The sequence below is a fragment of the Rhodococcus sp. NPDC057529 genome (assembly GCF_042802055.1).
Taxonomy (GTDB): Bacteria; Actinomycetota; Actinomycetes; order Mycobacteriales; family Mycobacteriaceae; genus Rhodococcus_F.
This window is the reverse complement of record NZ_JBHVEY010000006.1, coordinates 357,713-380,254: the sequence shown is the minus strand read 5'-3', so window position 1 is coordinate 380,254 and position 22,542 is coordinate 357,713. Positions and strand designations below refer to the sequence as shown.

Here is a 22,542-nt window from a genome sequence, read left to right as displayed (position 1 = left end):
GGTGCTCACTCCCCCGCCTCGCGACAATTCGACATCAGAAGGGCACACCATGGGCATTCATCGCATCGGACTCGTCGTCCCGAGTTCCAATGTGACCGTCGAGACGGAGATGCCGGCGCTGCTCGGTCAGCACGCCGACGCACAGTTCTCGTTCCACTCCAGCCGGATGCGCATGCAGGCCGTCTCACCCGAGCAACTGCGGGCGATGAACGCCCAGCGCGAGCGCTGCATTCTCGAACTCGGCGACGCCGGGGTCGACGCCATCCTCTACGCCTGCCTGGTCGCGCTCATGTCGGTCGGACCGGGTGAGCATCAGCGCGTCGAAGGGCTGGTCGCCGAACAACTCGCCACCGGCGGCTCCGAGGCGGCGGTCCGCTCGAGCGCCGGCGCGCTGATCGAAGCGCTCCGGGCGATCGGGGCCCGGCGCATCGCCCTCGTCACCCCGTACCTGCGTCCCCTCGCCGAGCAGGTCGTCGCGTACATCGAGGCCGAAGGCATCCAGGTCCACGACTGGCGCGCACTCGAGGTCGCCGACAACGCCGAGGTCGGATGCATCCCCGGCGACCGGGTGATGGACGCCGCCCGATCCCTCGACCTGCAGGGCGTGGACGCACTCGTGATCTCCGCGTGCGTGCAGATGCCGTCGCTTCCCCTGGTGCAGGCCGCCGAGGACGAGTTCGGGTTGCCCGTCCTCTCGGCCGCCACCGCCGGCGCCTACAGCCTGCTGCGCGCCCTCGACCTCCCCGTCGACATCCCCGGCGCCGGCAGTCTGCTCCGCGCCGACGCACCGGCCGCCGCCCGTCAGTAACCCCGAACCCCTTGGAGTTCAACATGTCCGAACTGCAGCACACCGTCAAAGGCGTCGACCACGTCGCCTATCCGACCTTCGATCCGGCCGGCACCGTCAAGTTCTACCGCGACGTGCTCGGGTTCCCGGTCGTGCACTCGATCTGCGCGGCCGGGTGGGGGCCGGAGAAACACTCCGACTTCATCCACTTCTTCTTCGACATCGGCAACGACGACCGGCTGGCCTTCTTCTACTACTTCGGTCTCGAACCGTTCGACGGCGGACCGCAGGGTGACTCGTACTCCCGCTTCGCCGAGGACGTGCCGATCTTCTTCATCCGCTCCCGGCACCTCGCCATCCACGTCGACAACGAGGACGACCTGATGGAATACCGGCGCCGCCTCGACGGCAGCGCGTGGCCGGTGGAGATGCAGATCCAGCACGAGACGATCGAGTCGATCTACACCCACGACCCCAACGGCTACATGATCGAGATCACCCGGGCGCTGCGCCCGGTCACCCCGCAGGAAGACCTCGACGCCAACCTCACCATCGACGCCCTCGTCGACGTGGTGACCGGGCCCGACCCCAGCATGGACGCCCTGCTGACCCGCAAGGCCGAACTGATCACCGAACGCGCGGCCGCCTGGCAGCAGCAACAGGAATCGAAGGAGATGGCGACCCGATGACCACCCTGTTCGTCCTCGACGTCCCCGAGAACACCGCGGTCGCGGAGGTCGCCGGACGCGATCCGGCGGTCACCGTCGACCACGTCGGACCCTACTTCCGCATCGTGTCCGACTCCGACATCGTCATCGACCGGCGGGCCACCGGCTGCCGTCACGCCGTCTGGTACAGCAGCGTCGCCGGACTGGCGCAGTCCCGGATCACCCAGTGGGACAAGGACGCCATGCGAATCGAGCCGCGATGAGCACGGACACCCGGAGGCTCGGCGCCGGCCGGTACATCGACGCCGCGCAGGCACCGGACAGCACCGTCACGTCCGTGCACGAACTCGCGACCGCCGACGGGGCGAAGGTCACCGGCGTGCTGCGGGTCGTCCCCGGCGCCCGCACCGTCGTCGCGCTCATGCACCCCCGCCAGGACCTGACGCACCACGTACTGGTGCCCGAACTGCTCGCCCGCGGACACGCGGTGTGGACGCAGGGCACCCGCTCGGTCAACAACGACGTCGCCCTGGTGCACGAGCAGGCCCTGCTCGATGCCGCGGCCGGTCAGGTCTTTCTGCGCGAGAAGGGTTTCGAGCACGTCGTCAGCCTGGGGCACTCGGGCGGCGGCACCCTGTTCGCGTTCTATCACCAGCAGGCCGGTCTGCCCGCGGCGGAGCGGTTGACCCGCACTCCCGCCGGGCGGCCGATCGATCTGGCCGGGGCGCAGATGCCGCTGCCCGACGGCGCCGTGTTCATGGCTCCGCATCCCGGGCAGGGCGCGCTGCTGCTCCGATTGATCGACCCGTCCGTCGTCGACGAGTCCGACCCGTTGGCGGCCGATCCCGCGTTGAATCCGTTCGACCCGGCCAACGGATTCGCCGAACCCCCGCACAGTTCGGCGTATGCACCCGAGTTCGTCACCCGCTACCGGGCAGCACAACACGACCGCGTCGCCCGCCTCGACGAGATCGCCCGGCAACGTGTCGAGGAGGCCGCCGACGCGCGCCGCCGATACAAGAGCACCGGCGAACCCGCCGACCGGCGCGCCGCCCTCGTGCCCCGCGTCCTCACCGTCTACCGCACCGACGCGGACCTACGGTTCACCGACCTGTCGCTGAGCCCCAACGAGCGCACGTACGGGTCGCTGTTCGGCAGGCGGCCGGATCTGACCAACTACGGACTCGTCGGCTTCGGCCGCTTCGCCACCCCCGACGCCTGGCTGTCGACGTGGTCCGGGCTCAGCACCAACGCCGACTTCCTGCGCTGCGCTCCCGCCGTGACCACCCCCGCCCTGTTCGTCGAACTCACCGGCGACCAGGCCTGCTTCCCCGACGACGCCAAGACCATGTGCGATGCCCTCGGGTCGACGGACAAGACCCACGTCCGCGTCGCCGGCACCCACTTCGGCGGGCCCATCGCCGAGGGCGCACCCACCGGGGCCGCCCTCGCCGCGGCCGACATCGGCGCCTGGCTGTCCGACCGATTCTCCTGACCCCCTTTATATCCGGGCACCCGATACCGCGTCGCGGTCGTCGGGTGCCCGGTCGAGCGGAGTACACATGACTGCCCGCCCCACCACTGCCCCCGTCATCGGGCTCTGCCTGATGGCCCTCGTCCTCGAGGGATACGACCTGCTGATGTACGGCACCGTCGTTCCCTCCCTCCTCGCCTACGAGCCCTGGCAACTCGACGCCACCGACGTCGGGATGCTCGGCTCCCTCACCGGCGTCGGCATGCTGATCGGCGCGCTGGTCGCCGCCGGCGTCGCCGACCGCTGGGGCCGCCGCCGCACCCTCCTCGCCGCGGTCCTGGTGTTCTCCGCCGCGATGGGTGTCTGCGCACTCGCACCCACCCCCGCGGTGTTCGGGGTCGGCCGGACGGCGGTGGGCATCGGTGCCGGCGTCCTCATGCCGACCGCCGCCTCCACCCTGATCGAGTTCTCCCACAGCCGAACCCGGGCACGCTCGGTGGCGATGGGATTCGTCGGCACCAGCATCGGCGGAATTCTGGCCGGTGTGCTGTCCCTGTGGCTCGTGCCCACGTTCGGTTTCCGGGCGATGTTCGTGGCCGGGCTGGTTCCGGCGCTGCTGTTCCTGCCGTTGATGCTCCGGTATCTCCCCGAATCACCCGCGTACCTGACCTCCCGCGGCCGCGCGACCGAGGCCACGGCGATCGGCGCACGGTATGGGCTCGAACCCGAGCCCACCTCGACCGTTCCGCACCCCGAGCGCGGACTGCGTGCCCTGTTCGGCAGCGGGCGGACGACCGCGACATTGTTGTTCTGGGGCATGACCCTGGTGTGCCTGCTGGTGCTGTTCGGTGTCGCGACGTGGCTGCCCGCCCTGATGAAGTCGGCCGGATATCCGCTCGGGGCCGCGCTGTCGTTCCTGCTGACACTGAACGTCGGCGGCGCTGTCGGAGCCCTCGGCGGCGCCGCACTCGCCGACCGGTACGGGATCAAACCCGTCACCGCGATCGGATTCCTCTGCGCCGCAGTCTCACTGATCCTGATCGCCACCGGTCCGCCCACCGCTGCCGTCTACCTGCTGGTGCTGCTCGCCGGCGTCGGCACCACCGGAACCCAGATCCTGCTCAACACATTCATCGGCAGCCACTATCCCGCGGCATGCCGGACCACCGGCATCGGAATGGCACTCGGAATCGGACGCATCGGGGCGATCATCGGACCGACGTACGGCGGCTTCTTCGTCGCCATCGGAGCGGGCGCCACCTGGCAGTTGCTGGCCTTCGCCGCCCCGGCCGTCGTCGGCGCAGCACTGACCGCACTCGTACCGCGGCACACTGCAGGCGACTCAGTCGTCAAAACCCCCGCGGCCCTGCCCGAGGACCGGAAAGCCGTGTCATGACAATCGATTTCACCGGACAGGTCGCCGCCATGATCGACCGGGCGCTTACCGCATAGGGCCGGATCGACGTTCGGCTTGTGGGGGTCATGCTGGCCAAGAGGTTCTCGCTGATCGAGTCACCCCCACGGAGTTGACCGGAGAGGATCAGTTCTTTGACGATCAGGTAGACACGGCTTGTCGAAGACGTGGTTTGAAGTTCGGACGGAGATTCGGCACCGATGCGCAGCGACCTTCCCTGTGGCCGTCTCCGGTGGGGGTGTCGATGAGTGGCACCGAGTGTGGTGGCCGCAGGTGCGGGTGTGTTGTTGTGTAGATGTGCGGATCAGCGTGTTGCATGTTCGAGCAGTTCGAGGATGTGGTGGTAGGTTTTGCCGGTTGCTCGGGTCATGCCGATTTCGCAGGTGCGGTTCGCGGAGGCGTAGGCGGAGAAGTGTTCCCCGGATAGGGAGTCCGATTCTGCTCGGGTGGCGGACGCGGTGAGTTCGGGGTGGAGTAGGCCGCGGTCACCGGCGAAGGCGCAGCATCCCCATCCGTCGGGGACGACGACGGTATCAGCGATCGCGGTCGCGATTCGGCCGAGGGCGTCGTTGGTTCCGAGTCGGGTCGACGAGCAGGTGGGATGCAAAGCGAGCGATTTCAGTCGAGTGGACACGGTGAGGCGCGGCAGGACAGCTTGGTCGACGAATGCGACAGCGTCGATGATGGGCAAACCCTGGGCGATGCGCTCGAGCCCCTCGGTGCAGGATGTGGCGTCGCAGACGATCGGTATGGTGCCGCTGCGGCTGGCGGCGTGTAGTACGGGTCTGACTCGTTCGGTCATGATCGAGTATCCGTCGGTCATTCCCTTGGACTTCCATGGTGTCCCGCAGCACATTCCGTTGATGACCTCGGGGACGGCGACCTGGACGCCTGCTCGATCGCACAGCGCGAGGAAGGCCTGGGCGACGCCCCCGGGTCCGTCGGCGGGGCCGAAGATGGATCCGATGCAGGCGGAGAAGAAGACAGCTTGCGGATCCGCGGCGGTGGTGCGCGGTGTGCGCCGGGTCCCGCCGCTGGGCAGGTCCTTGTCCCACAGCGGTACGGTGTTGTCTCCGATGACGCGGCGGGCTGTCGAAGCGGCGCCGGTCACGAGCGGCGCCGGCAGACGTTTGGCGGCACTGAGGGCGAGAGAACCTGCCTGCACAGTCGCGGACCAGTGTTTGGCGGCCTGTCGCCACCCGGCCTGCTCCAGGCGTCCGATGTTGTCGGCGCGGAGCCGTTTCACGAGTTCACCGGTGTCGATGAGTACCGGGCACGCTGTCTGACACATGCCATCGACCGCGCAGGTGTCGAGCCCGTCGTATTCGTAGTCACCACGCAGCTCGTTGAGAAGATCAAGGTCTCCGGCCTCTTCGGCGGCGGCCATTTCTCGGCGCAGGACGATGCGCTGACGTGGGGTCAGCGTCAGGTCGGCACTTGGGCAGACCGGTTCGCAGTACCCGCACTCGACACAGCGGTCGACTTCTTCCTCGACGGTGACGGACGTTTTCAGGTTTGTGATGTGCGAGGTGATGTCCTCGTTGAGCAGGACACCGGGATTGAGGATCCCTACGGGGTCGGCGAGCCGCTTGACCTCGCACATCACGTCGAACAGCTCGTCACCGTATTGCCGTCGCACGTACGGCGCCATGATCCGCCCGGTTCCGTGCTCGGCCTTGAGGGTGCCGGAGTTGCCGAGGACCAGGGCCACCATGTCTTCGGTGAAGCGCACGTAGCGATCGAGTTGGTCGGGCCGTTCGAAGTCTTCGTTGAGGAGGAAGTGGATGTTCCCGTCCTTGGCATGTCCGAAGATGACGCTGTCGTGGTAGCCGTGCCGATCGAACAAGCCGATCAGGTCCTCGCAGGTGTCCAGCAACGCCGGCACCGGGACCGCTATGTCCTCGAGCAGTGCGGTGGTTCCGCTGGGCCGGTTACCCGCCACGGTGGCGTAGAGCCCCTTGCGGATGTGCCACAGACCGGCTCGCGACTTCGGGTCCGCCGACAGGGCGGCAGGCAGGGTGAGCGGCAGCTCGTTCAGCAGCGGGGTGCTAGCGAAGGTGCGTTCCTGCAACGCGTCCTCGCTCATCTCCTGGAACTCGACGAGCAGCGCCGCATGCTTGTGCACTTCGATGCCTCGGAGCACGGCGTCGGCAGCGGGATCGCGCTGCGCCACCGCGAGGGACCTCGAGTCGAGCAATTCGATGGTTGCGAATCCGGCGGCCACGAGGTCCGGCAATGCGGCAGTGGCCTTGCTCAAACGGTCGAACACCAGCAGGCCGGTCGCGTGGTGGGGTTGGACCGGTACGGTGCGGAAGGTGGCTTCGGCCACGAACCCGAGCGTTCCTTCGCTGCCGATCATCAGGTGACTGAGGATGTCGACGGGCCGATGGTGATCGACGAACGAGTTGACGGCGTACCCCATGGTGTTCTTGATCGAGTACAACTTCTCGATGATCCTGCGCGATTCGCGGTTGTCGCGGACCCGGTCCCGCAGTCGCAGAAGTCCGTAGTGCAGGTCTGGTTCGAGGTTTCGCAGTCGGGTATTGGCGTCGGGCGCTCCGGTGTCGATCACCGTGCCCGATGCCAGCACGAGCACCATCGATTCCAGGGTCCGGTATGTGTTGAACTCGGTGCCGCAGGCCATGCCGCTGGAGTTGTTGGCGACAACACCGCCGATCGTGCATGCCGATTCGCTGGCCGGATCGGGACCGAGCTTGCGTTTGTACGGTGCCAACCGGGCGTTGACGTGCCGGACGGTTGCGCCGGGCTGTACCCGCACCCGGGCACCGTTGCCGAGCACCTCGATGTCACGGAAGTTCTTCCGAGTGTCGACGAGAATGTTGTTGCTCGAGGATTGTCCGCTCAGGCTTGTTCCACCGGAGCGGAACGTCAGCGCAAGACTGTGCTCGGCACTGGCCCGTAGGAGTCCCGCCACCTGAGCGCTGTCCGCCGGAGCGACCACAGCATCCGGGGTGAACAGATAGTGCGAGGCGTCATGGGCCAATGCCAGCCGATCCGACGAGCGGGACCGGACCCGGCCCGGGGCTACCGATTCGAGGATCTCGAGCGCGGCCGGTGGGGCGGGGTGGATCCGCCGATGCGGCGGCGTGCTCGGCGCAGAGGTTGCGAAGAGGGTTCCCGCCGAAGGTGAGCGTAGAGGATGAGAGCGTGACGACATCTCAGACATTTCCATTTCTCGGAATTGCGATCTACTATGTGGAATGTGAGCAACAGTACATCGCCGTCAGCGAATGCGGTAGTCGCGGCCGAACCTCGACTGGTGGGCTCCGATCGGGTGCTGGGAGTTCTCAGCGAACTCTCCCGGCACCCCGACGGAATCGGCCTCGACGAGATGGCCCGCGCGGTCGACAGCGCCAAACCCACCGTGCACCGGGCGCTGGCATCGCTGGTGAAGGCCGGGTTCGCCGCCAAGGACGGGCACGGACGGTATGTCCTCGGCGACGAATTCCTGCGAATGGCCTTCGCGCATCACGAGGCGCGGCCGGACCACATGCGGGTGCACCCGATCCTGGAGCGTCTCTGTGAGCGGTTCGGGGAGACAGCACATTACGCGGTCCTCGACGACCATTCCGTGGTCTACCGCTCCAAGGTCGACCCTCCCGCCGGGGCCGTGAAGTTGACCTCGACCGTGGGTGGCCGCAATCCGGCGCACTGCACGGCTGTCGGCAAACTGCTGCTGTCCTACCTGCTCCCGGACCAGGACGCGATCACGGCGTGGATCGGTGATCGCGTCCTGGAGCGGCCGACCGAGCACACCCTCACGACCGCACGAGGGTTGCACCTCGAGTTCGAGAAGATTCGCGAGCGCGGATACAGCGTGGACGACCGAGAAAACGAGCCGGGCATCAACTGCCTTGCGATGCCTGCCTTTCTCATGTCGCCGACGCACCCGAGCGGCGCAATCAGCATCAGTGCGCTGGCCTACCGCACACCCTTGAAGGAACTGCTCGACGATCTCCCCGAGATCCGGGCGATCGTGGGATGAACATGGTGAGGTCGGTATCAGCGACGGTTGCCTCGACCGAGACCTACCTGCTGGCCGAAGGGCCCGCCTGGGATCCGCTGCGCCGCCGGGTGCTGTGGGTAGATATCGACGGTCATCGGGTATGCGAGGGGCGCGTAGTACCCGGGCGGACCGCGATCGAGTGCACGGCCGTCCATCGGTTTGCCGGCACCGTCAGTGCCGTCGCCGCTGCCGCGGACGGCCGTCTGCTCGTCGCCGAGCAGGAGACGCTGACCGTTCTCGACACGGCGGGACGCCGCACGCCCGGACCCCGAGTCATCGAGACCGGAACCAAGAGTCGCCTCAACGACGGCAAGTGCGACCCCGCCGGGCGGTTCATGGTGGGCACCCTGGCTCTCGACGCCCGCGAAAACGAGGAGGGTTTGTTTCAGCTGCGAGGGAGCCACCTCGTACCGATCGACACTGATCTTGCCCTCTCGAATGGGCTGGGCTGGTCCCCAGTCGGGGATGTCTTCTACAACACCGACACCCTCTCCAAAGTGATCTGGGCGCGCCCCTACTACCCCGACTCGGGAGTCTGGGGTACCCGACGTGCGCTGCTGCGTTTCGACGGCGAATATCCCGACGGCTTGTGCGTCGACGTCGACGGCAATCTGTGGGTAGCAGTGTGGGGATCCGGGCAAGTTCGCTGCTACACCACTTCCGGGCATCTCCTTACCGTGGTCGAGGTACCCGCCCCGCACACCTCCTCGGTGGCATTCGTCGGTGACGACCTCGATCTCCTCCTGATTACCACCGCCCGCAGCGAACTGACCGATCGCCAACTCGAGCAGTACCCGGACTCCGGGAAGCTGTTTCTCGCTCAGGTGGGCACCTGCGGCACACCGAGCCCGTACTGGGCCGACTAGATCAACGATTCGGCCCACGTGACGGGTGAGCCGCGCCGCTGCCGTCGACCGCGCGCGCGAGAAGACCCTTCGACGGCATGACTGTCGTCAACGGCAGGGGCAATCCGGGACGGGCGGCGCATGGAAGGATCGGGATGCGCCGCCCGCTGGCTCTGTGGTGCCCGTTGCTCGGTCAGCGAGGGGCGAGGACAGATTGGCGTTGCCGGCCCAGCCCATCGATGCCCAGTTCCATCACATCTCCGGCCTGGAGCCAGATCTGCGGATCGAAACCCATGCCGACACCGGGCGGCGTACCGGTGTTGATCAGGTCACCCGGCTCGAGGACCATGAACTGGCTCAGGTGATGGACGATGAAGTATGGATCGAAGATCATCGTCGACGTGGACCCGGTCTGACGGCGAATACCATTGACGTCCAACCACATACCGAGGTCTCTGACATCGTCGACCTCGTCCGGGGTGGCGAGCCACGGACCGGCCGGGTTGAAGGTTTCCGCGGACTTGCCCTTGCTCCACTGTCCGCCGCGATCCATCTGGAAGGACCGCTCACTGACGTCGTTGACCAGGACGTAACCAGCGATGGCTTCGCGTGCGTCGTCGACGGTGTCGAGATAGCTGGTCCGCGTGCCGATCACGATGCCGAGTTCGACTTCCCAGTCCGGTTTGGTCGAGCCGCGAGGAATCCGAACGTCGTCCTCCGGGCCGACCAGGGTGTTCGGTGACTTGGTGAACAAGATTGGCTCCGCCGGGACCGCTTGGCCGGTTTCTGCAGCGTGATCGCTGTAATTGAGTCCGATACAGAGGATCTGGTGCGGGCGGGCGATCGGGGACCCGATTCGCTCCCCGGCGAACGGGGTCGGGTGATCGCTTCGCGCCGCGACAAGCTTGCGCAGGCGGCCGAGACCGTCGTCCGCGAAGAAGGCCTCGTCGAAGTCCGCAACGACATCCGAGACGTCAATGTAGTGGTCGTTACTGACTCGCACGACCGGCTTTTCCGCTCCGGCCGCGCCGATGCGCATGAGGTACATGAGTTCTTCTTTCGAGGGGTGGAGGGATGGACGGACGGGGAAGGCTTTGGCGGCCCCGCACCTTTCCCTTTGAGGATTCTGCTGGTTGTGTAATCTTCAGTAGCTCAGTGTGATTCCCGAGAGACTTCGTTTCCGCTGGACCCGACCAGGAAGTCGAGGTCGGCGCCGGTGTTCGCCTGCTGCACCGTCTGGACGTACAGTTGTTCCCAGCCGCGCCGGGGGGTCGCGAACGCCTCGACAGTAGCGGCGTTCGGTGTACGTGCCGCCCACTCGTCGGCGGCGACGTCCACATCGATTGTGCGTGCCGACACGTCCAGGTTGATCATGTCGCCCGTTCGGACCAGAGACAGAGGGCCGCCTGCTGCCGCTTCCGGTGCAACGTGCAAGATCACGGTGCCGTAGGCGGTGCCGCTCATTCGACCATCGCAGATGCGCACCATATCCCGCACGCCCTGTTCGAGCAGTTTCGGGGGCAACGGCATGTTGGCGACCTCGGGCATGCCGGGATAGCCCTTCGGCCCACATCCGCGCAGCACGAGGACAGTATCGGCGTCGACGTCGAGGTCGGGGTCATTGATCCGCCCATGCATGTCTTCCACCGAATCGAACACCAAGGCAGGGCCACGGTGCTGAAGCAAGTGGGGTGAGGCCGCGGCGGGCTTGATCACCGCCCCGTCCGGTGCCAGGTTGCCGTGCAGGACCGCGATACCCGCTTGTGGCTGAACCGGGTTGTCGCGGAAGCGGATTACTTCCCGGTCCCACGCCTGTGCGCCGTCGAGGAAGTCGACCAGCGGCTTGCCGGTCACCGTGAGCGCGGTGGGGTCGAGCAGATCCTTCACCTCACGGAGCGCGGCCAATAGACCACCGGCCCGAAATAGATCTTCCATCAAGAAACGGCCGGCGGGCTGGAGGTCGACGAGCAGCGGCACGTCAGATCCGGTGTGATCGAAATCCTCCAGCGTCAACTCGACACCAAGCCTGCCGGCGATTGCAAGCAGGTGAACCACCGCATTGCTCGATCCTCCGGTGGCTGCAAGGGCGACAATGGCGTTGAGAAAGGACCCGCGGGTGAGCAGGTCGCTGGGGCGGCGCTGCTCGGTCACCATCTCCACGGCAAGGCGTCCGGTCTCGTGGGACCGCTCGAGCAGTCGGCTGTCCGCGGCGGGCGTGCCGGCCAGGCCGGGCAGCACCATGCCGAGCGCCTCGGCCATCAACCCCATCGTCGACGCGGTGCCCATGGTGTTGCAGTGCCCGCGGCTGCGAATCATCGAGGACTCAGACGCAATGAACTGCTCCTGGGACATCGTGCCGGCACGAACCTCCTCGGACAGCCGCCACACGTCGGTCCCGCAGCCAAGGGGCTGCCCACGGAAGGTTCCTGTCAGCATCGGGCCACCAGGGACCACGACGGCGGGAAGATCCACCGAAGCCGCCGCCATCAGCAACGACGGTATCGTCTTGTCGCATCCGCCGAGCAGCACCACTCCATCAATCGGGTTGGCCCGCAACAACTCTTCTGTCGCCATCGCTGCCATGTTCCGCCACAGCATGGCGGTGGGCCGGACCATGGTCTCGCCGAGCGAGACGGCCGGCATGTTCAGCGGAATGCCACCGGCTTCGTACACGCCGCGTTTGACGCTCTCGGCGACCTCGTTGAGGTGAGCGTTGCAGGGGGTGAGATCCGATGCGGTATTGGCAATCGCGATGTGTGGCCGTCCGTCGAAGGCATGCGCAGGTAGTCCCCGGCGCATCCACGCACGGTGTATGTAGCCGTTGCGGTCGGAGCCTCCGTACCATTGCGCACTCCGAGTTTCACTCACGGGTCTGCCTTCCATCGATCTGTGCCATCTTCTGTGGGATTTTCCGTCGTCGTGACCGCGCCACCACCGGTGCCGACCTCTTCCAGTATCGATGTCGTGGGCCGGCACCGGGGTGGGTGCGGACGCGGCGGTATGGAATTTTCGGTCAGAGAATCCCGAACTTGCGGAATGCGTCGGTGACGCGCATGCCGTGCTTGACGGCCTGCCGGAACTCGCCCTCGCCCTCACGTTTGGTGCGGACCAGATCGATGACGTCGCTCTCGACTGCACGCGGGATGATGCAGACACCGTCCGCATCCCCGACCACGACGTCGCCGGTGCTGATCAAGACCCCGTCCATCATCATGGGCTTACCGTGCTCGATGACGTCGACGCGACCCTTGCTGTCATAGGGTGTCGCGCCCCGGCTGAAGACCGGAAACTCGAGGTCGAGCACGCGGGTGACGTCGCGGATCAGTCCGTCGGTCAGCGCCCCGGCGACCCCGCCGGCGACGCAGGCAGTGGTGACCAGTTCGCCCCACACCCCGGCTGCGTCGGAACGCTGAGTGTTGAAGACGAACACCGCCCCGGGTGCGACGGTGTCGAGGGCTTCGAGCAGGCCCTCGTACGGCCGGGCGGGAGTGACGTCGGGGGCGGGGACCGCGAGCGCGGTATATGCACGGCCGACGACGCGGTCGGTGAGCGCGAGCGGGCGGATGTCGTGGCTCAGGCACTGGTTACGGTAGCCGAGGCTATCGAGTGCATCGGAGGCCAGCGCGCTGGTCAGCAGGTCCCAATCGGGATTGATGTCGCCCTGGTCGGCAGACCGGCTGGTGTAGTCGACCGTGGTGGGGGAGGAAGTAGTCATGAGGTTCTCCAGTTTCTGTGATGGGTCCGTGAGTGCCCGGTGCGCCTACCCTGCGTCCGGGCTCGCGGCGTGTTCGTGGTGGTGATGTGGCCTACTGCACAGCGGTGAAGGTGAGTGCCGACGTGTTGAGGTAGTGCTCGCCGGGACGCAGAACCGGTGAGGGGAAGTGAGCGTGGTTGATCCCGTCCGGGAAGGTCTGTGTCTCCAGAGTGAAGCCGGCGAACGTGTCGTACTGCTCGGCCGGTCCCTTCGCGGAGACGCCACCGAGGTACCCGCCGACGTAGACGTGCAGGCCGGGCTGGTTGGTCGCCAGTTCCACCCGGCGCCCGCTGCCGGGATCGGTGATGACGGCGACGGTTCGGGTTCCGGAGCCGTCGAGTACCCAGTTGTGGTCGTAACCGGCCGAGCCGTTCTCTGCCCGTCCGGCGCCGGAGTTCTCCACCGACCCGTTGCGTTCCCCAAAGGTGTGCGGGGCAAGGAAATCGAAGGGGGAGTTACGGACCGAGCGGATCTCGCCCGTCGGCAACAGGTCGTCCGGGTCGACGGCGGTGTAGTTCGAGGCGAACAGTTGCACCTCGTGATCGAGAACGCTGCCGGAGTCGTGACCGGCCAGGTTCCAATACGCGTGGTTGACCATATTGACGATCGTCGGTGTGTCCGTCGTCGCGGACATCTCGATGTGCAGGGTGTTGCGATCGAGCCGATAGGTCACGCGGGTACTCAGCTCGCCGGGATAGCCCTCCTCCCCGTCCGGGGAGATCCGGCTGAAGGTGACCGCTTCCGCGTCGTCGTGAATTTCGGTGCTCCATACGAAGCGGTCGAATCCGCGGTCGCCGCCGTGCAGGTGATTGAGCCCCTCGTTGGTGGCGAGTTTGTAGGCCTGGCCGTCCAGGCTGAACTGTCCGCCCCGGATCCGGTTGGCGAACCGTCCTGCGGTAGAGCCCATGTAGTGCGGGTCGTTGAGGGTCTGCGTCGTGTCGGGGCGGCCGAGAACGACATCGGCGACGTTCCCTTCACGGTCCGGCACATGGACTTCGAGCAGGCGAGCACCGAGGTCGGTGAGCACCACACTGCACTGAGCATTGCTGAGGGTGACGACCTGTACTGGATAACCGTCGACGGTCGAATGGGTTGACGAAGGCATGAAGCCCCTTCCAAGGGATGGCAGTGAGGCCGATACCTGCTGCGCGCAGGAATGATCACGAAACAGAGCCGGCCCGGAGACGATCTGGCTAGCGTTTGCTCATGGTGTCGACGATCTTGGCCAGGGCGGGTTGACGTGCCGCCGCCATGGCTACTTTCCGGATCTTCGGGTTCGCGAGCAGCTTGTTCTTCAGCGGTGTCCGCACCACGGAACCATTGGCCGGACGGGAGCGGGGGGTGAACCCGCCGGACTGACGGTCCTCGATTACGGCGCGGGCCGCGTTGTGCCCCGGTGCACCGGTGACACCGCCACCGGGATGGGCGCCGGAACCGCAGAGGTACAGGCCCTTGATCGGGGACCGGTAAGATCCGTAGCCCCGTGCTGGGCGGCTGTCGTAGAGCTGGCCGAGCGTCAACGCCCCGTGGAAGATGTTGCCGCCCGGCAGCCCGTATTCGCGTTCGAGGTCGAGCGGGGTGATCGTGTGGGTCCCGATGATGCTCTCGCGGATACCCGGTGCATAGTCCGCGATCACATCGACGACTTTGTCGGTGAACGCCGCCCGGTGGGTGTCCCAGGTACCGTCGGCGAGTTCGAACGGCAACTGCTGGATTCCGGTGGACATGATGTGCTTGCCGGCCGGTGCCAACGAGTCGTCGTGGACGCTCTGGATGATGAACTCGATCGGGAAGTCGTCGGCGTAGCGGCCGTATCGCTGAGCGTCAGAGGCTCGTTCGAACGATTCGACCTCGGCACCGAGCAGGGTGAGGCCGCGGTGCTGCGGTCCTTCACCCGGAGTGCACCCGACGAAGTCGGGGAGCTTGTCGAGAGCGAGGAACACCCGCGCCATCGATCCGCGGTCGTCGAACTTCCTCATGTGCCCGGTGTACTCGTTCGGCAGTTCCCTGGCGTCGACCAGGGACAGGTAGGTACTGCGGGGATCGGCATTGGACAGCACCGTGCCCGCGGAAATCTCTTCGCCACCCGCAAGCAGCACGCCGGTGGTCCGGCCGCGCTCGACGAGTACCTTCTCTACGGCCGCGTTCGTCCGAACAACGGCTCCACGGGAGCGGGCCCGAGTTGCGAGAGCTTCGGCAATTGCCCCCATTCCGCCCCGAGGAAAGGCGAATTGTCCCATGTGCCCATTGAATTCGCCGCTGGCATGATGACCGTACACGTACGCCCATCCCGGGGTACGAGGTCCGCCGGAGACACCGACCATGGCGAGGAAGGTGAACAAACCCTTGACGATGTCGGAAGAGAAGTACCGCTCGAGCAGGTCCAGCACGCTGAGGGTGAAGAACTCGTCGAACAGGTCACCGTCCCCGGAATTGACGAATGCACGCATGACCTCGTCGACCGACGGCGGTTCGGTTGAAAGTAGCCACTGCCCGGTCAGGGCCGCGAAACGCTCCATCCGCAGGCCGAACGCTGCCAGAGCGTCGCCCTCGCCCGGAGCTACCTTCTCGAGCTCACGCAGGGTGCGACTCAGGTCGCGGTACATGAACATGTGCCGGCCGTCGCGCAAGATGTTCGCCGACCCCATTTCGGTCTGATACAGATCCAGACCGTGCTGGGCAAGGTCCATATCCCGCAGAATCGTCGGGTGTAACATTCCGGCCACATACGCGCACGCCGAGGCGCGGAACCCGGGAATGACCTCCTCGGTCACCGTAGCCCCGCCGACAATTCCACGACGCTCGAGGACGATGACCTTCAGGCCGTTGTCGGCGAGGTAGTTTGCGGCGACCAGGCCGTTGTGACCTGAACCGATGATGGCGGCGTCGTACTGCGCTGCAGTGCCGACCATGGCTGTCTCCTTTTCGTCAGATGACGGTGGTGCCACCGTCGAGCGCCAGACAGGCGCCAGGGGCGAACTTGGCGGAATGAAGGAACACGATTGCGTCGGCGGCCTTCCCGGCGAGTCGGCCAAGTTGAATAACCTTCTCGGACAATTTATTACCTTCCGTCGGGCATGTGTACGAACTGGATCGGCGAACACCGCGCGAATAAATCAGGGCCCCGGGAAGAGGTCGTAGGGGCGCCACCGAGTCCAAGATTAACGTTAAACCAACGGTAGGTCCGGGAGGGTCGAAGTGTCAAGAGGTCGAGCGAGATCGCGCGATGGGGCGGCAGGTCGACCCAGCAATGTGGGTGTGGTTCGCCAGTCAGCGCAGCGCGCGATGGCTACGCGGACCCGCGAACTCGGAGTTCGACAGGAAAGACGATCTGTTCGGTAGCGTGCGGCCTGCCATCGAGGCGATCGAGCAGCATGTTCGCCCCGGCGCGACCCATCTCGTATCCCGGAACCCGCACCGTGGTCAGCGGCGGCTCGAAGAACTCGGCGAAGGTGAAATCGTTGAACCCGCAGATCGCGATGTCGTCGGGGACGCGCAGGCCACGCTGACGCGCACTTCCGATGGCTCCGATGGCGAGCAGGTCGCTGCCGCATACGACTGCGGTCGGCGGCTCGGCCATGTCGATCAATTCCTGCATCATCCGATGGCCGCCATCGGGCTGATACTTGCCCTCGAATCGCTGCAGGCTGACGTCCTCAGGGATGTCAGCTCTGGCGAGTGCGTCCCGGTAGCCGGCGAACCGGTCCTCAACCACCGGCCAGGGCACCCGTGCGGCGATGAAACCGATCCGTCGGTGGCCGCGGCCGACGAGGTATTCCACCAGACGGGCGGCGCCGGTGTATTGGTCGGCGCGGACCGACAGCAGTGCGTCGGAGGTGGGGTGCTCGTCGAACACGACGAACGGTTTGCCGATACTCTCCAGTTCGGCGAGGATTTCTCGGCGGGTGCCCGGCTCGCCGGACAACAGCACGAAAGCACCGTCCACGCGCGCCTCGTGCAGGGGTGCAAGCAGATGTCGGTCGCGTGAACCCGGTCGTGCGCCCTGGATGAGCACCCCGTAGCCGCGTTCGAGGGCTACGTCGCCGACCCCGGCGATCAACAAGTCCGTGAGCGGGTCGGCGAGGAAGGCTGAGTGCGCGTCGAGCACGATGAACGCGACCGTCATGGTTCTAGACGAGCGCAATCCTCGGGCAGCGTTGTTGGGGTGGTAGCGCAGCTCGTCGATCACTTCTTCGATCCGGGCGCGCGTCTTCGGCGCCATCCGGTCTGCTCGGCCGTTGACGACGTTCGATACGGTCTGCACAGACACGCCCGCTGCCTCGGCGACGTCGCGCAGCGTGATCCGTGATCGCCCGTTGCGCTGAAGGCTCTCCGTATCCATCACGGCTCCTTAGAAGCTGACCTTCCATCGGGAAGTGGAACGTTCAAACCGTATCACCAACGTCGGCGCTCCAGCTGGCTGGATCCGCTCACCGACTCGATTGGGCAAGCCGCGTTGCGGCGCGGGCAGGCTGCAGCCGTCCCCGCGTGCTCGTGTCACCAGCCCTTAACTGCAAACCGCATACTTCCACTAATTCGAACGATGGTCTATATTGTGGAACATGGTCCGTTCTGGGACGCGATGATGGTGCCCGCGAGGCCTACCAAAGCTTCGCCGGATCGTCGACTACTTACTAGAGGAAACTCTGTTGAACGGGCCCGCAGCTCATGCGGGCCATTCCTCCCCCCGACTCTTCGGAGAAGAGAGCACCCATGAATGATTTCAATGGTCTCGTTGCGGTAATCACCGGCGGTGCAAGCGGAATCGGTGCCGCAACCGCGACCTTGCTTCGCGACCGCGGTGCCGCGGTCGCCAGTCTGGACCGCGCCTACACTCGAGTCGATAAGCGCGACGGTGGCCGTCTGCTCACCATTCCGTGCGACATCTCTAGCTCGGCTTCGGTATCCGAGGCGATCGAAACCGCCGCGGACGCGCTCGGCGGCATCAATGTACTCGTCAACAACGCCGGAATCGGTGCCATCGGGGACATCACGGCCAACGACGACGACGAATGGCTTCGGGTTCTAGGAATCAACGTCGTCGGAGTCGCCCGGGTCACCAGGTCCGCACTGCCCTATCTTTGCCACGCCGACCACGCGGCAATCGTCAATACCTGCTCGGTCGTCGCCAACGTGGGAGTTCCCCAGCGCGCCCTGTACTCCGCCAGCAAGGGGGCAGTTCAGGCGCTCACGCTCGCGATGGCTGCAGACCATGTCAAGCAGGGGATCCGGGTCAACGCGGTAAATCCGGGAACTGTCGAGACGCCATGGGTCGGACGCCTGCTGGACCAGGCGGCGGACACCGATGCTGCGGCAACCGCGTTGAAGGCACGCCAACCGATGGGGCGCCTGGTCGGCGCCGAGGAGGTTGCCACGGCCATCGCCTATCTCGCAAGCCCCCTCTCAGGATCGACCACCGGCACCCTCCTCTCCGTCGACGGAGGTATGACCGGCATTCGTATCACCTAGTTCAAATGCTCAATTCTCGTCCCCCGTCCCGTCAGGACGGATCGTCGAACCCGTGGAGAATCCCGATGAAAACCCAGCCCCAACCACGTTTGTCGAGCAAGGTCGCCCTCGTCACCGGCGCCAGCGGCGGCATCGGCCGCGGCATCGCGCAGCGGTTTGCCGAGGAAGGTGCGTCGGTGATCTGTGGAGGCCGCGACGAACCCGGCGTGCAGCGGACCGTCGAGCTGATCACTGAGGCCGGTGGCGCCGCCACCCCACTCGTCGCAGACGTGATCGCGGCGCGGGTCCTGGTCGCCGATGCTCTCGCAGCCTACGGGCGCATCGACATTTTGGTTGCTAATGCGGCAGTTCAGGTGATGGGCGGCCTCGAGCAGACCACCCCGGACGACTGGGACAGCATGTACGCGGTCAACCAACGAGCCATCGCGGAATCAATCCGCGAGATCGTCCCCCATATGCGCGAGAACGGCGGCGGTTCGATCATCCTTACCTCGTCGCTGCTCGGGATCACCGGAGACCCGGACCTTCCGATGTACGGCGCGACGAAGGGAGCCCTCCGGGCGCTGTGCCGTTCACTGGCCACCGCGTACGGCACCGACAACATCCGCTGCAACACGATCTGCCCTGGTGACGTCGATACAGACATGGTGCGCGAATTCTTCGACTTCCAGCCCGACCCGAAAGCCGCCCGAGCCGAGATCGAGCAGCGCTATCCCCTCGGACGGCTCGCTGATCCCCGTGACGTCGCCAACGCTGCGCTGTTCCTCGCCTCCGACGAGTCGTCCTACATCACCGGAACCGACCTCATCGTCGACGGCGGCCTCCTCGCACGTATCTACTGATACGACTGCATCCCGGTTCCGGCCCACATCGCAAGTAACGACTCGATCAGGCCACCCTGCAGGGGGTCTGGACGAATTCCGACGCGCTGTTCATGGGCGAAAACCGTAGTGCCCTCGGCAGGCTCTTTCGAGATCCGTCGAGGGCACTGCCGTGTCCAGCAGCGTCCGCGTCTAGCAGCGATGCTCACACTCACCGGCGGTCCGGTGGAGATCCGGCGGGGCGGCGCAATATCATCCGCCAACATTGATGCGGTGGATGCCCGTTTCGGGCTTGCAGTCACTACGCTCACCACCCGCTCTCGCCCCTCGGGTATCGCCAAGGAGGTGAGTTGGTCACGAACAGGTTTAACGTCACACTTTCTTGCCCCCAGGCGTTGACATGCAGGCGATCAGCAGCTTCAATCAGTTGAACGATAAATACGAGTGACGGCCATCACCTCCCCCACTCTCGTGAGACATAAAGGGGCCCGGACGGCCACCGCTGTGTTCTGCGTTCACCCGCTGACGCCAGGGACCGGAGTTCGCTCATGACAAACTTGCGATCACACCCGTGAGATGCGCGAACACCGTCGCAGCTCGGAGCCGACCCCGCCTGAACTTCGGCTGAGAACTCGGGCGAAATACTTCACACATCGAAACGGTAAGCGACCCGAACGCCGCTCATCAGCGAATCGTAAGCGCCTGCTGTTCAGACGATTTGATCGATCCATACACGAGGAGATCCGGATGAGTTCACAACCTGCCCAAACGGAAGGGGCTGCGACGATGTCCCCGCCGGCTACGAGCGGGAGACTTCGAAGCAACAGCATCGGTGTGGGACACATCGTGTTCTTCGTCGTCTCCGCCGCCGCCCCCCTGTCGGCTGTCGTTCTCGGCTTCCCTGTGGTCATCGGCCTCGGAAATGGGATCGGGGCACCAGGCGCATACATCATCGCGACGGTGATCCTGCTCCTCTTCGCGGTCGGCTACACCACGATGAGTCGCCACATCGTTAACGCGGGAGGCTTTTACACCTTCGTTGCGCAGGGACTGGGCCGCATAGCGGGGCTGGGTGCGGCCACGCTCGCGGTCTTCTCCTACACGGGTCTGCAGGCCGGCATGTTCGGCGCACTCGGCGCCTACCTGAACCGGCTACTCGAGCCGATCATCGGATTCTCCGTTCCTTGGTGGATCTACGCGATCGTCGGTGTTTCCGCCTGCCTGGCCCTTGGCGTGCGCGAGATCAAGGTGGGGGCCCGAATCCTCGGCGTCATGCTAACCCTTGAAACTTCGCTCATCCTGTTACTGGATGTGGCGATCCTCATCACCGGGGGTGCCTCCGACGACGGACCAGCTGGTCTGTCCTGGGAGCCCTTCTCTCCTGCCCTCGTGCTGTCCGGGTCGTTCGGCATCGCCATCGTTTTCGCATTCGCCGCCTTCATGGGATTCGAAGCCACCACCATCTACGGAGAAGAGGCCATCAATCCCAAGCGCACAGTGCCCCGCGCCACATACATCGCGGTCACGACGATGGGCATCTTCTACGCCGTGTCGATCTGGCTCCTCATCAACGCATACGGTGTCGACGTCGTGGTGGGAGTTGCTCAGGACGACCCTGAAGGACTGGCCGCGAACGCAATCGACGGCGAGCTCGGGCACCTGGCCTTCAGTCTCACAAATCTGATGATCGTCACGAGCATTTTCGCGGCCCTGCTGGCGTTCCACAACACCTTGGCGCGGTACATGTACGCGCTCGGTCGGCAGAAGATATTCTGGTCGGCCCTGGGACGCACTAGCCGCAAACACCAGACCCCGTTCGTTGCCTGTACGGCCCAGGCGCTCACCGCTGTCGCGATCATCGTTGCCTTCGCAATCGTCGGCGCCGACCCATACACCGAGGTATTTGTCTGGGCAACCGGAGTCGGTTCCGTAGGCGTGATCTTGCTGCAGACCCTCGCCTCCGTCGCAGTCTTCGCCTTTTTCCGCAGGAGCAATGTCGACAAGAGACTGTGGAATACAGTTATCGCTCCAGTTCTCGCCATACTCGGGCTAGGCGCAATGACGGTGATCGCTCTGGACAACTTCGATCTCCTCATCGGAAGTTCCAGCGCGCTCGTCATGGTGGCAATGAGTGCAGTAATCATCCTCGCTGTCCTGGTCGGAGTGACGCGAGCGGTGTGGCTCCGCCACCGTGCTCCCACAACCTACGAACGCATCGGCTCTGTGACAGACGGTGTCGAGGTAGAGGCCGTGGGATTCTGATCAGCCCGGGGTAGGCGGCTCTTCGCCGGGCCGAATCAGAAAGTGATTGCAATCCAGCACCGGTGCAGTTCAGGCAGCGTACGAAGGCCCTCGTAGCGAGGGCCTTCGTACCCACTTTCAACAGCCCTTGCATCGCTCAGCTTGTCCGTGGCCCGATAAGAGAGAGAGCAATAGGAATGACACTGGGTTTACCGGATCCCCGGACAGAATGGTGGGCATGGCAGCTGCAGGCAAGGTGCAGAAACGTCGTCGGGGATCTGTTCTTTCCCTACGACGACGAGAGAAGGGGGCCCGCGTCCCGCACGAGTGTCTCGCGAAGAAGGTGTGCCGCTCCTGTCCTGTGCGGATCCAGTGCCGTTAGCACGCCCCAGCCGCCAGCGAACTGCGCATCACAGACGTCACCGCCTCGCCCAATTCACGAGGACCGCAGGTAAATACCCCTTAGCGACTGCGGCAGAGGAGTGTTACCACGGATGGTCATATTCGCAAGCCACGCGAATAGCCAATTTTACTAGTTGACATGATATCTGCAATCGGCTAAATGGAACTCTCTCTCTGCCAGCTTATTTGGCAGAAGGCACTGCCGAAATGGTCATGACCGCGGGGGGTGCCGCGTCAAAGGATCAGCCCTGCGCGGAGAACTTCTGCACTTGTCGTTTCTTCAGCCGCCAGTGCGCCCGCGGCAGTCACGGTGCGTTCACGATCGATCGCAGGGAATCGCCCACAGACCGAACCCATTGTCGGCCGGTGTCGGGTATCAGCGCCCGGTGTACGAGGTCCGCGGTGCTCTCGATGAGCGCGCCGCTCACATGAGGAATGGCTCCGGCACCCAGACGCTGGGGGGTCACGTCGTGCTCCCTGGTCAGGACGCCGAGAGTAGAGAGCAGTGCCATCGGCGTTGCCGGCTGGTCAGGATCCTTGTCGGCGCCGGCGAGGGCGGCGATCGTCGCATCGAGGGTAGGCAAGGGCATCGAGATAGTGCGGGGCAGTGTCAGCCAGCTCCTTATTGAGGGTGGACGCC

General features: G+C 65.3%; 19 protein-coding genes. 10 read left to right on the top strand and 9 right to left on the bottom strand.

Annotated features, from left to right (window positions below):
- Positions 1–49: 49 nt before the first annotated feature.
- The 5 genes from ACFU5V_RS14835 to ACFU5V_RS14815 all read left to right on the top strand — a co-directional run bounded on the left by ACFU5V_RS14835 (position 50) and on the right by ACFU5V_RS14815 (position 4,325).
- Positions 50–808 (top strand): maleate cis-trans isomerase, encoded by a 759-nt coding sequence (locus ACFU5V_RS14835; RefSeq protein WP_087558582.1) that lies wholly within the window; start codon positions 50–52, stop codon positions 806–808.
- Between the two features lie 23 nt (positions 809–831).
- The gene (locus ACFU5V_RS14830; protein WP_378700136.1) at positions 832–1,476 is read left to right on the top strand and encodes a VOC family protein; all 645 of its coding nucleotides are present in this window, start codon (positions 832–834) and stop codon (positions 1,474–1,476) included.
- Positions 1,473–1,718, top strand: a complete 246-nt coding sequence (locus ACFU5V_RS14825; protein ID WP_219455359.1) for a hypothetical protein — start codon at positions 1,473–1,475, stop codon at positions 1,716–1,718. The genes ACFU5V_RS14830 and ACFU5V_RS14825 overlap by 4 nt, the downstream gene beginning before the upstream one ends.
- Positions 1,715–2,950, top strand: a complete 1,236-nt coding sequence (locus ACFU5V_RS14820; RefSeq protein ID WP_378700134.1) for an alpha/beta hydrolase — start codon at positions 1,715–1,717, stop codon at positions 2,948–2,950. The genes ACFU5V_RS14825 and ACFU5V_RS14820 overlap by 4 nt, the downstream gene beginning before the upstream one ends.
- A 67-nt stretch (positions 2,951–3,017) precedes the next feature.
- A complete protein-coding gene (locus tag ACFU5V_RS14815) occupies positions 3,018–4,325 on the top strand; it encodes an MFS transporter (RefSeq protein WP_378700132.1) in 1,308 nt (435 codons plus the stop codon).
- A 322-nt stretch (positions 4,326–4,647) separates the two neighbouring features.
- On the opposite strand, the gene ACFU5V_RS14810 is transcribed toward ACFU5V_RS14815, so the two are convergent.
- Positions 4,648–7,521, bottom strand: a complete 2,874-nt coding sequence (locus tag ACFU5V_RS14810) for an FAD-binding and (Fe-S)-binding domain-containing protein (RefSeq protein WP_378700130.1) — start codon at positions 7,519–7,521, stop codon at positions 4,648–4,650.
- A 45-nt stretch (positions 7,522–7,566) separates the two neighbouring features.
- On the opposite strand from ACFU5V_RS14810, the gene ACFU5V_RS14805 reads away from it, so the two are divergent.
- Positions 7,567–8,349 carry an IclR family transcriptional regulator gene (locus ACFU5V_RS14805; protein WP_378700128.1) on the top strand — a complete coding sequence of 261 codons (783 nt, stop codon included), beginning with the start codon at positions 7,567–7,569 and terminating at the stop codon, positions 8,347–8,349.
- A gap of 5 nt (positions 8,350–8,354) precedes the next feature.
- Complete coding sequence (locus ACFU5V_RS14800) at positions 8,355–9,236, top strand: SMP-30/gluconolactonase/LRE family protein (RefSeq protein ID WP_378700126.1); 882 nt, start codon at positions 8,355–8,357, stop codon at positions 9,234–9,236.
- 172 nt (positions 9,237–9,408) lie between these two features.
- Here ACFU5V_RS14800 and ACFU5V_RS14795 read toward each other — a convergent pair whose 3' ends face one another.
- The 7 genes from ACFU5V_RS14795 to ACFU5V_RS14765 form a co-directional block, all read right to left on the bottom strand.
- The gene (locus tag ACFU5V_RS14795; RefSeq protein ID WP_378700124.1) at positions 9,409–10,263 is read right to left on the bottom strand and encodes a fumarylacetoacetate hydrolase family protein; all 855 of its coding nucleotides are present in this window, start codon (positions 10,261–10,263) and stop codon (positions 9,409–9,411) included.
- Between the two features lie 104 nt (positions 10,264–10,367).
- Positions 10,368–12,098, bottom strand: a complete 1,731-nt coding sequence (locus ACFU5V_RS14790; RefSeq protein WP_378700122.1) for an IlvD/Edd family dehydratase — start codon at positions 12,096–12,098, stop codon at positions 10,368–10,370.
- A 130-nt stretch (positions 12,099–12,228) separates the two neighbouring features.
- Positions 12,229–12,930, bottom strand: a complete 702-nt coding sequence (locus tag ACFU5V_RS14785) for an RraA family protein (protein WP_378700120.1) — start codon at positions 12,928–12,930, stop codon at positions 12,229–12,231.
- 91 nt (positions 12,931–13,021) lie between these two features.
- Positions 13,022–14,074 (bottom strand): aldose epimerase family protein, encoded by a 1,053-nt coding sequence (locus tag ACFU5V_RS14780; RefSeq protein WP_378700118.1) that lies wholly within the window; start codon positions 14,072–14,074, stop codon positions 13,022–13,024.
- Between the two features lie 88 nt (positions 14,075–14,162).
- The gene (locus tag ACFU5V_RS14775; RefSeq protein ID WP_378700116.1) at positions 14,163–15,881 is read right to left on the bottom strand and encodes a phytoene desaturase family protein; all 1,719 of its coding nucleotides are present in this window, start codon (positions 15,879–15,881) and stop codon (positions 14,163–14,165) included.
- Between the two features lie 16 nt (positions 15,882–15,897).
- Positions 15,898–16,026, bottom strand: a complete 129-nt coding sequence (locus ACFU5V_RS14770) for a hypothetical protein (RefSeq protein WP_378700114.1) — start codon at positions 16,024–16,026, stop codon at positions 15,898–15,900.
- 232 nt (positions 16,027–16,258) lie between these two features.
- Positions 16,259–17,311 carry a LacI family DNA-binding transcriptional regulator gene (locus tag ACFU5V_RS14765; RefSeq protein ID WP_378700112.1) on the bottom strand — a complete coding sequence of 351 codons (1,053 nt, stop codon included), beginning with the start codon at positions 17,309–17,311 and terminating at the stop codon, positions 16,259–16,261.
- Positions 17,312–17,682: 371 nt separating this feature from the next.
- Between ACFU5V_RS14765 and ACFU5V_RS14760 the strand changes: the two genes are divergently transcribed.
- From ACFU5V_RS14760 to ACFU5V_RS14750, 3 genes are all read left to right on the top strand, one after another.
- A complete protein-coding gene (locus ACFU5V_RS14760; protein WP_378700110.1) occupies positions 17,683–18,438 on the top strand; it encodes an SDR family NAD(P)-dependent oxidoreductase in 756 nt (251 codons plus the stop codon).
- Positions 18,439–18,503: 65 nt separating this feature from the next.
- Positions 18,504–19,280 (top strand): SDR family NAD(P)-dependent oxidoreductase, encoded by a 777-nt coding sequence (locus ACFU5V_RS14755; protein WP_378700108.1) that lies wholly within the window; start codon positions 18,504–18,506, stop codon positions 19,278–19,280.
- A 726-nt stretch (positions 19,281–20,006) separates the two neighbouring features.
- Complete coding sequence (locus ACFU5V_RS14750) at positions 20,007–21,521, top strand: APC family permease (RefSeq protein WP_378700106.1); 1,515 nt, start codon at positions 20,007–20,009, stop codon at positions 21,519–21,521.
- A 686-nt stretch (positions 21,522–22,207) separates the two neighbouring features.
- Here ACFU5V_RS14750 and ACFU5V_RS14745 read toward each other — a convergent pair.
- Entirely contained in the window at positions 22,208–22,492 is a 285-nt protein-coding gene (locus ACFU5V_RS14745; protein WP_378700104.1) for a hypothetical protein, read from the bottom strand.
- Positions 22,493–22,542 lie beyond the last annotated feature (50 nt).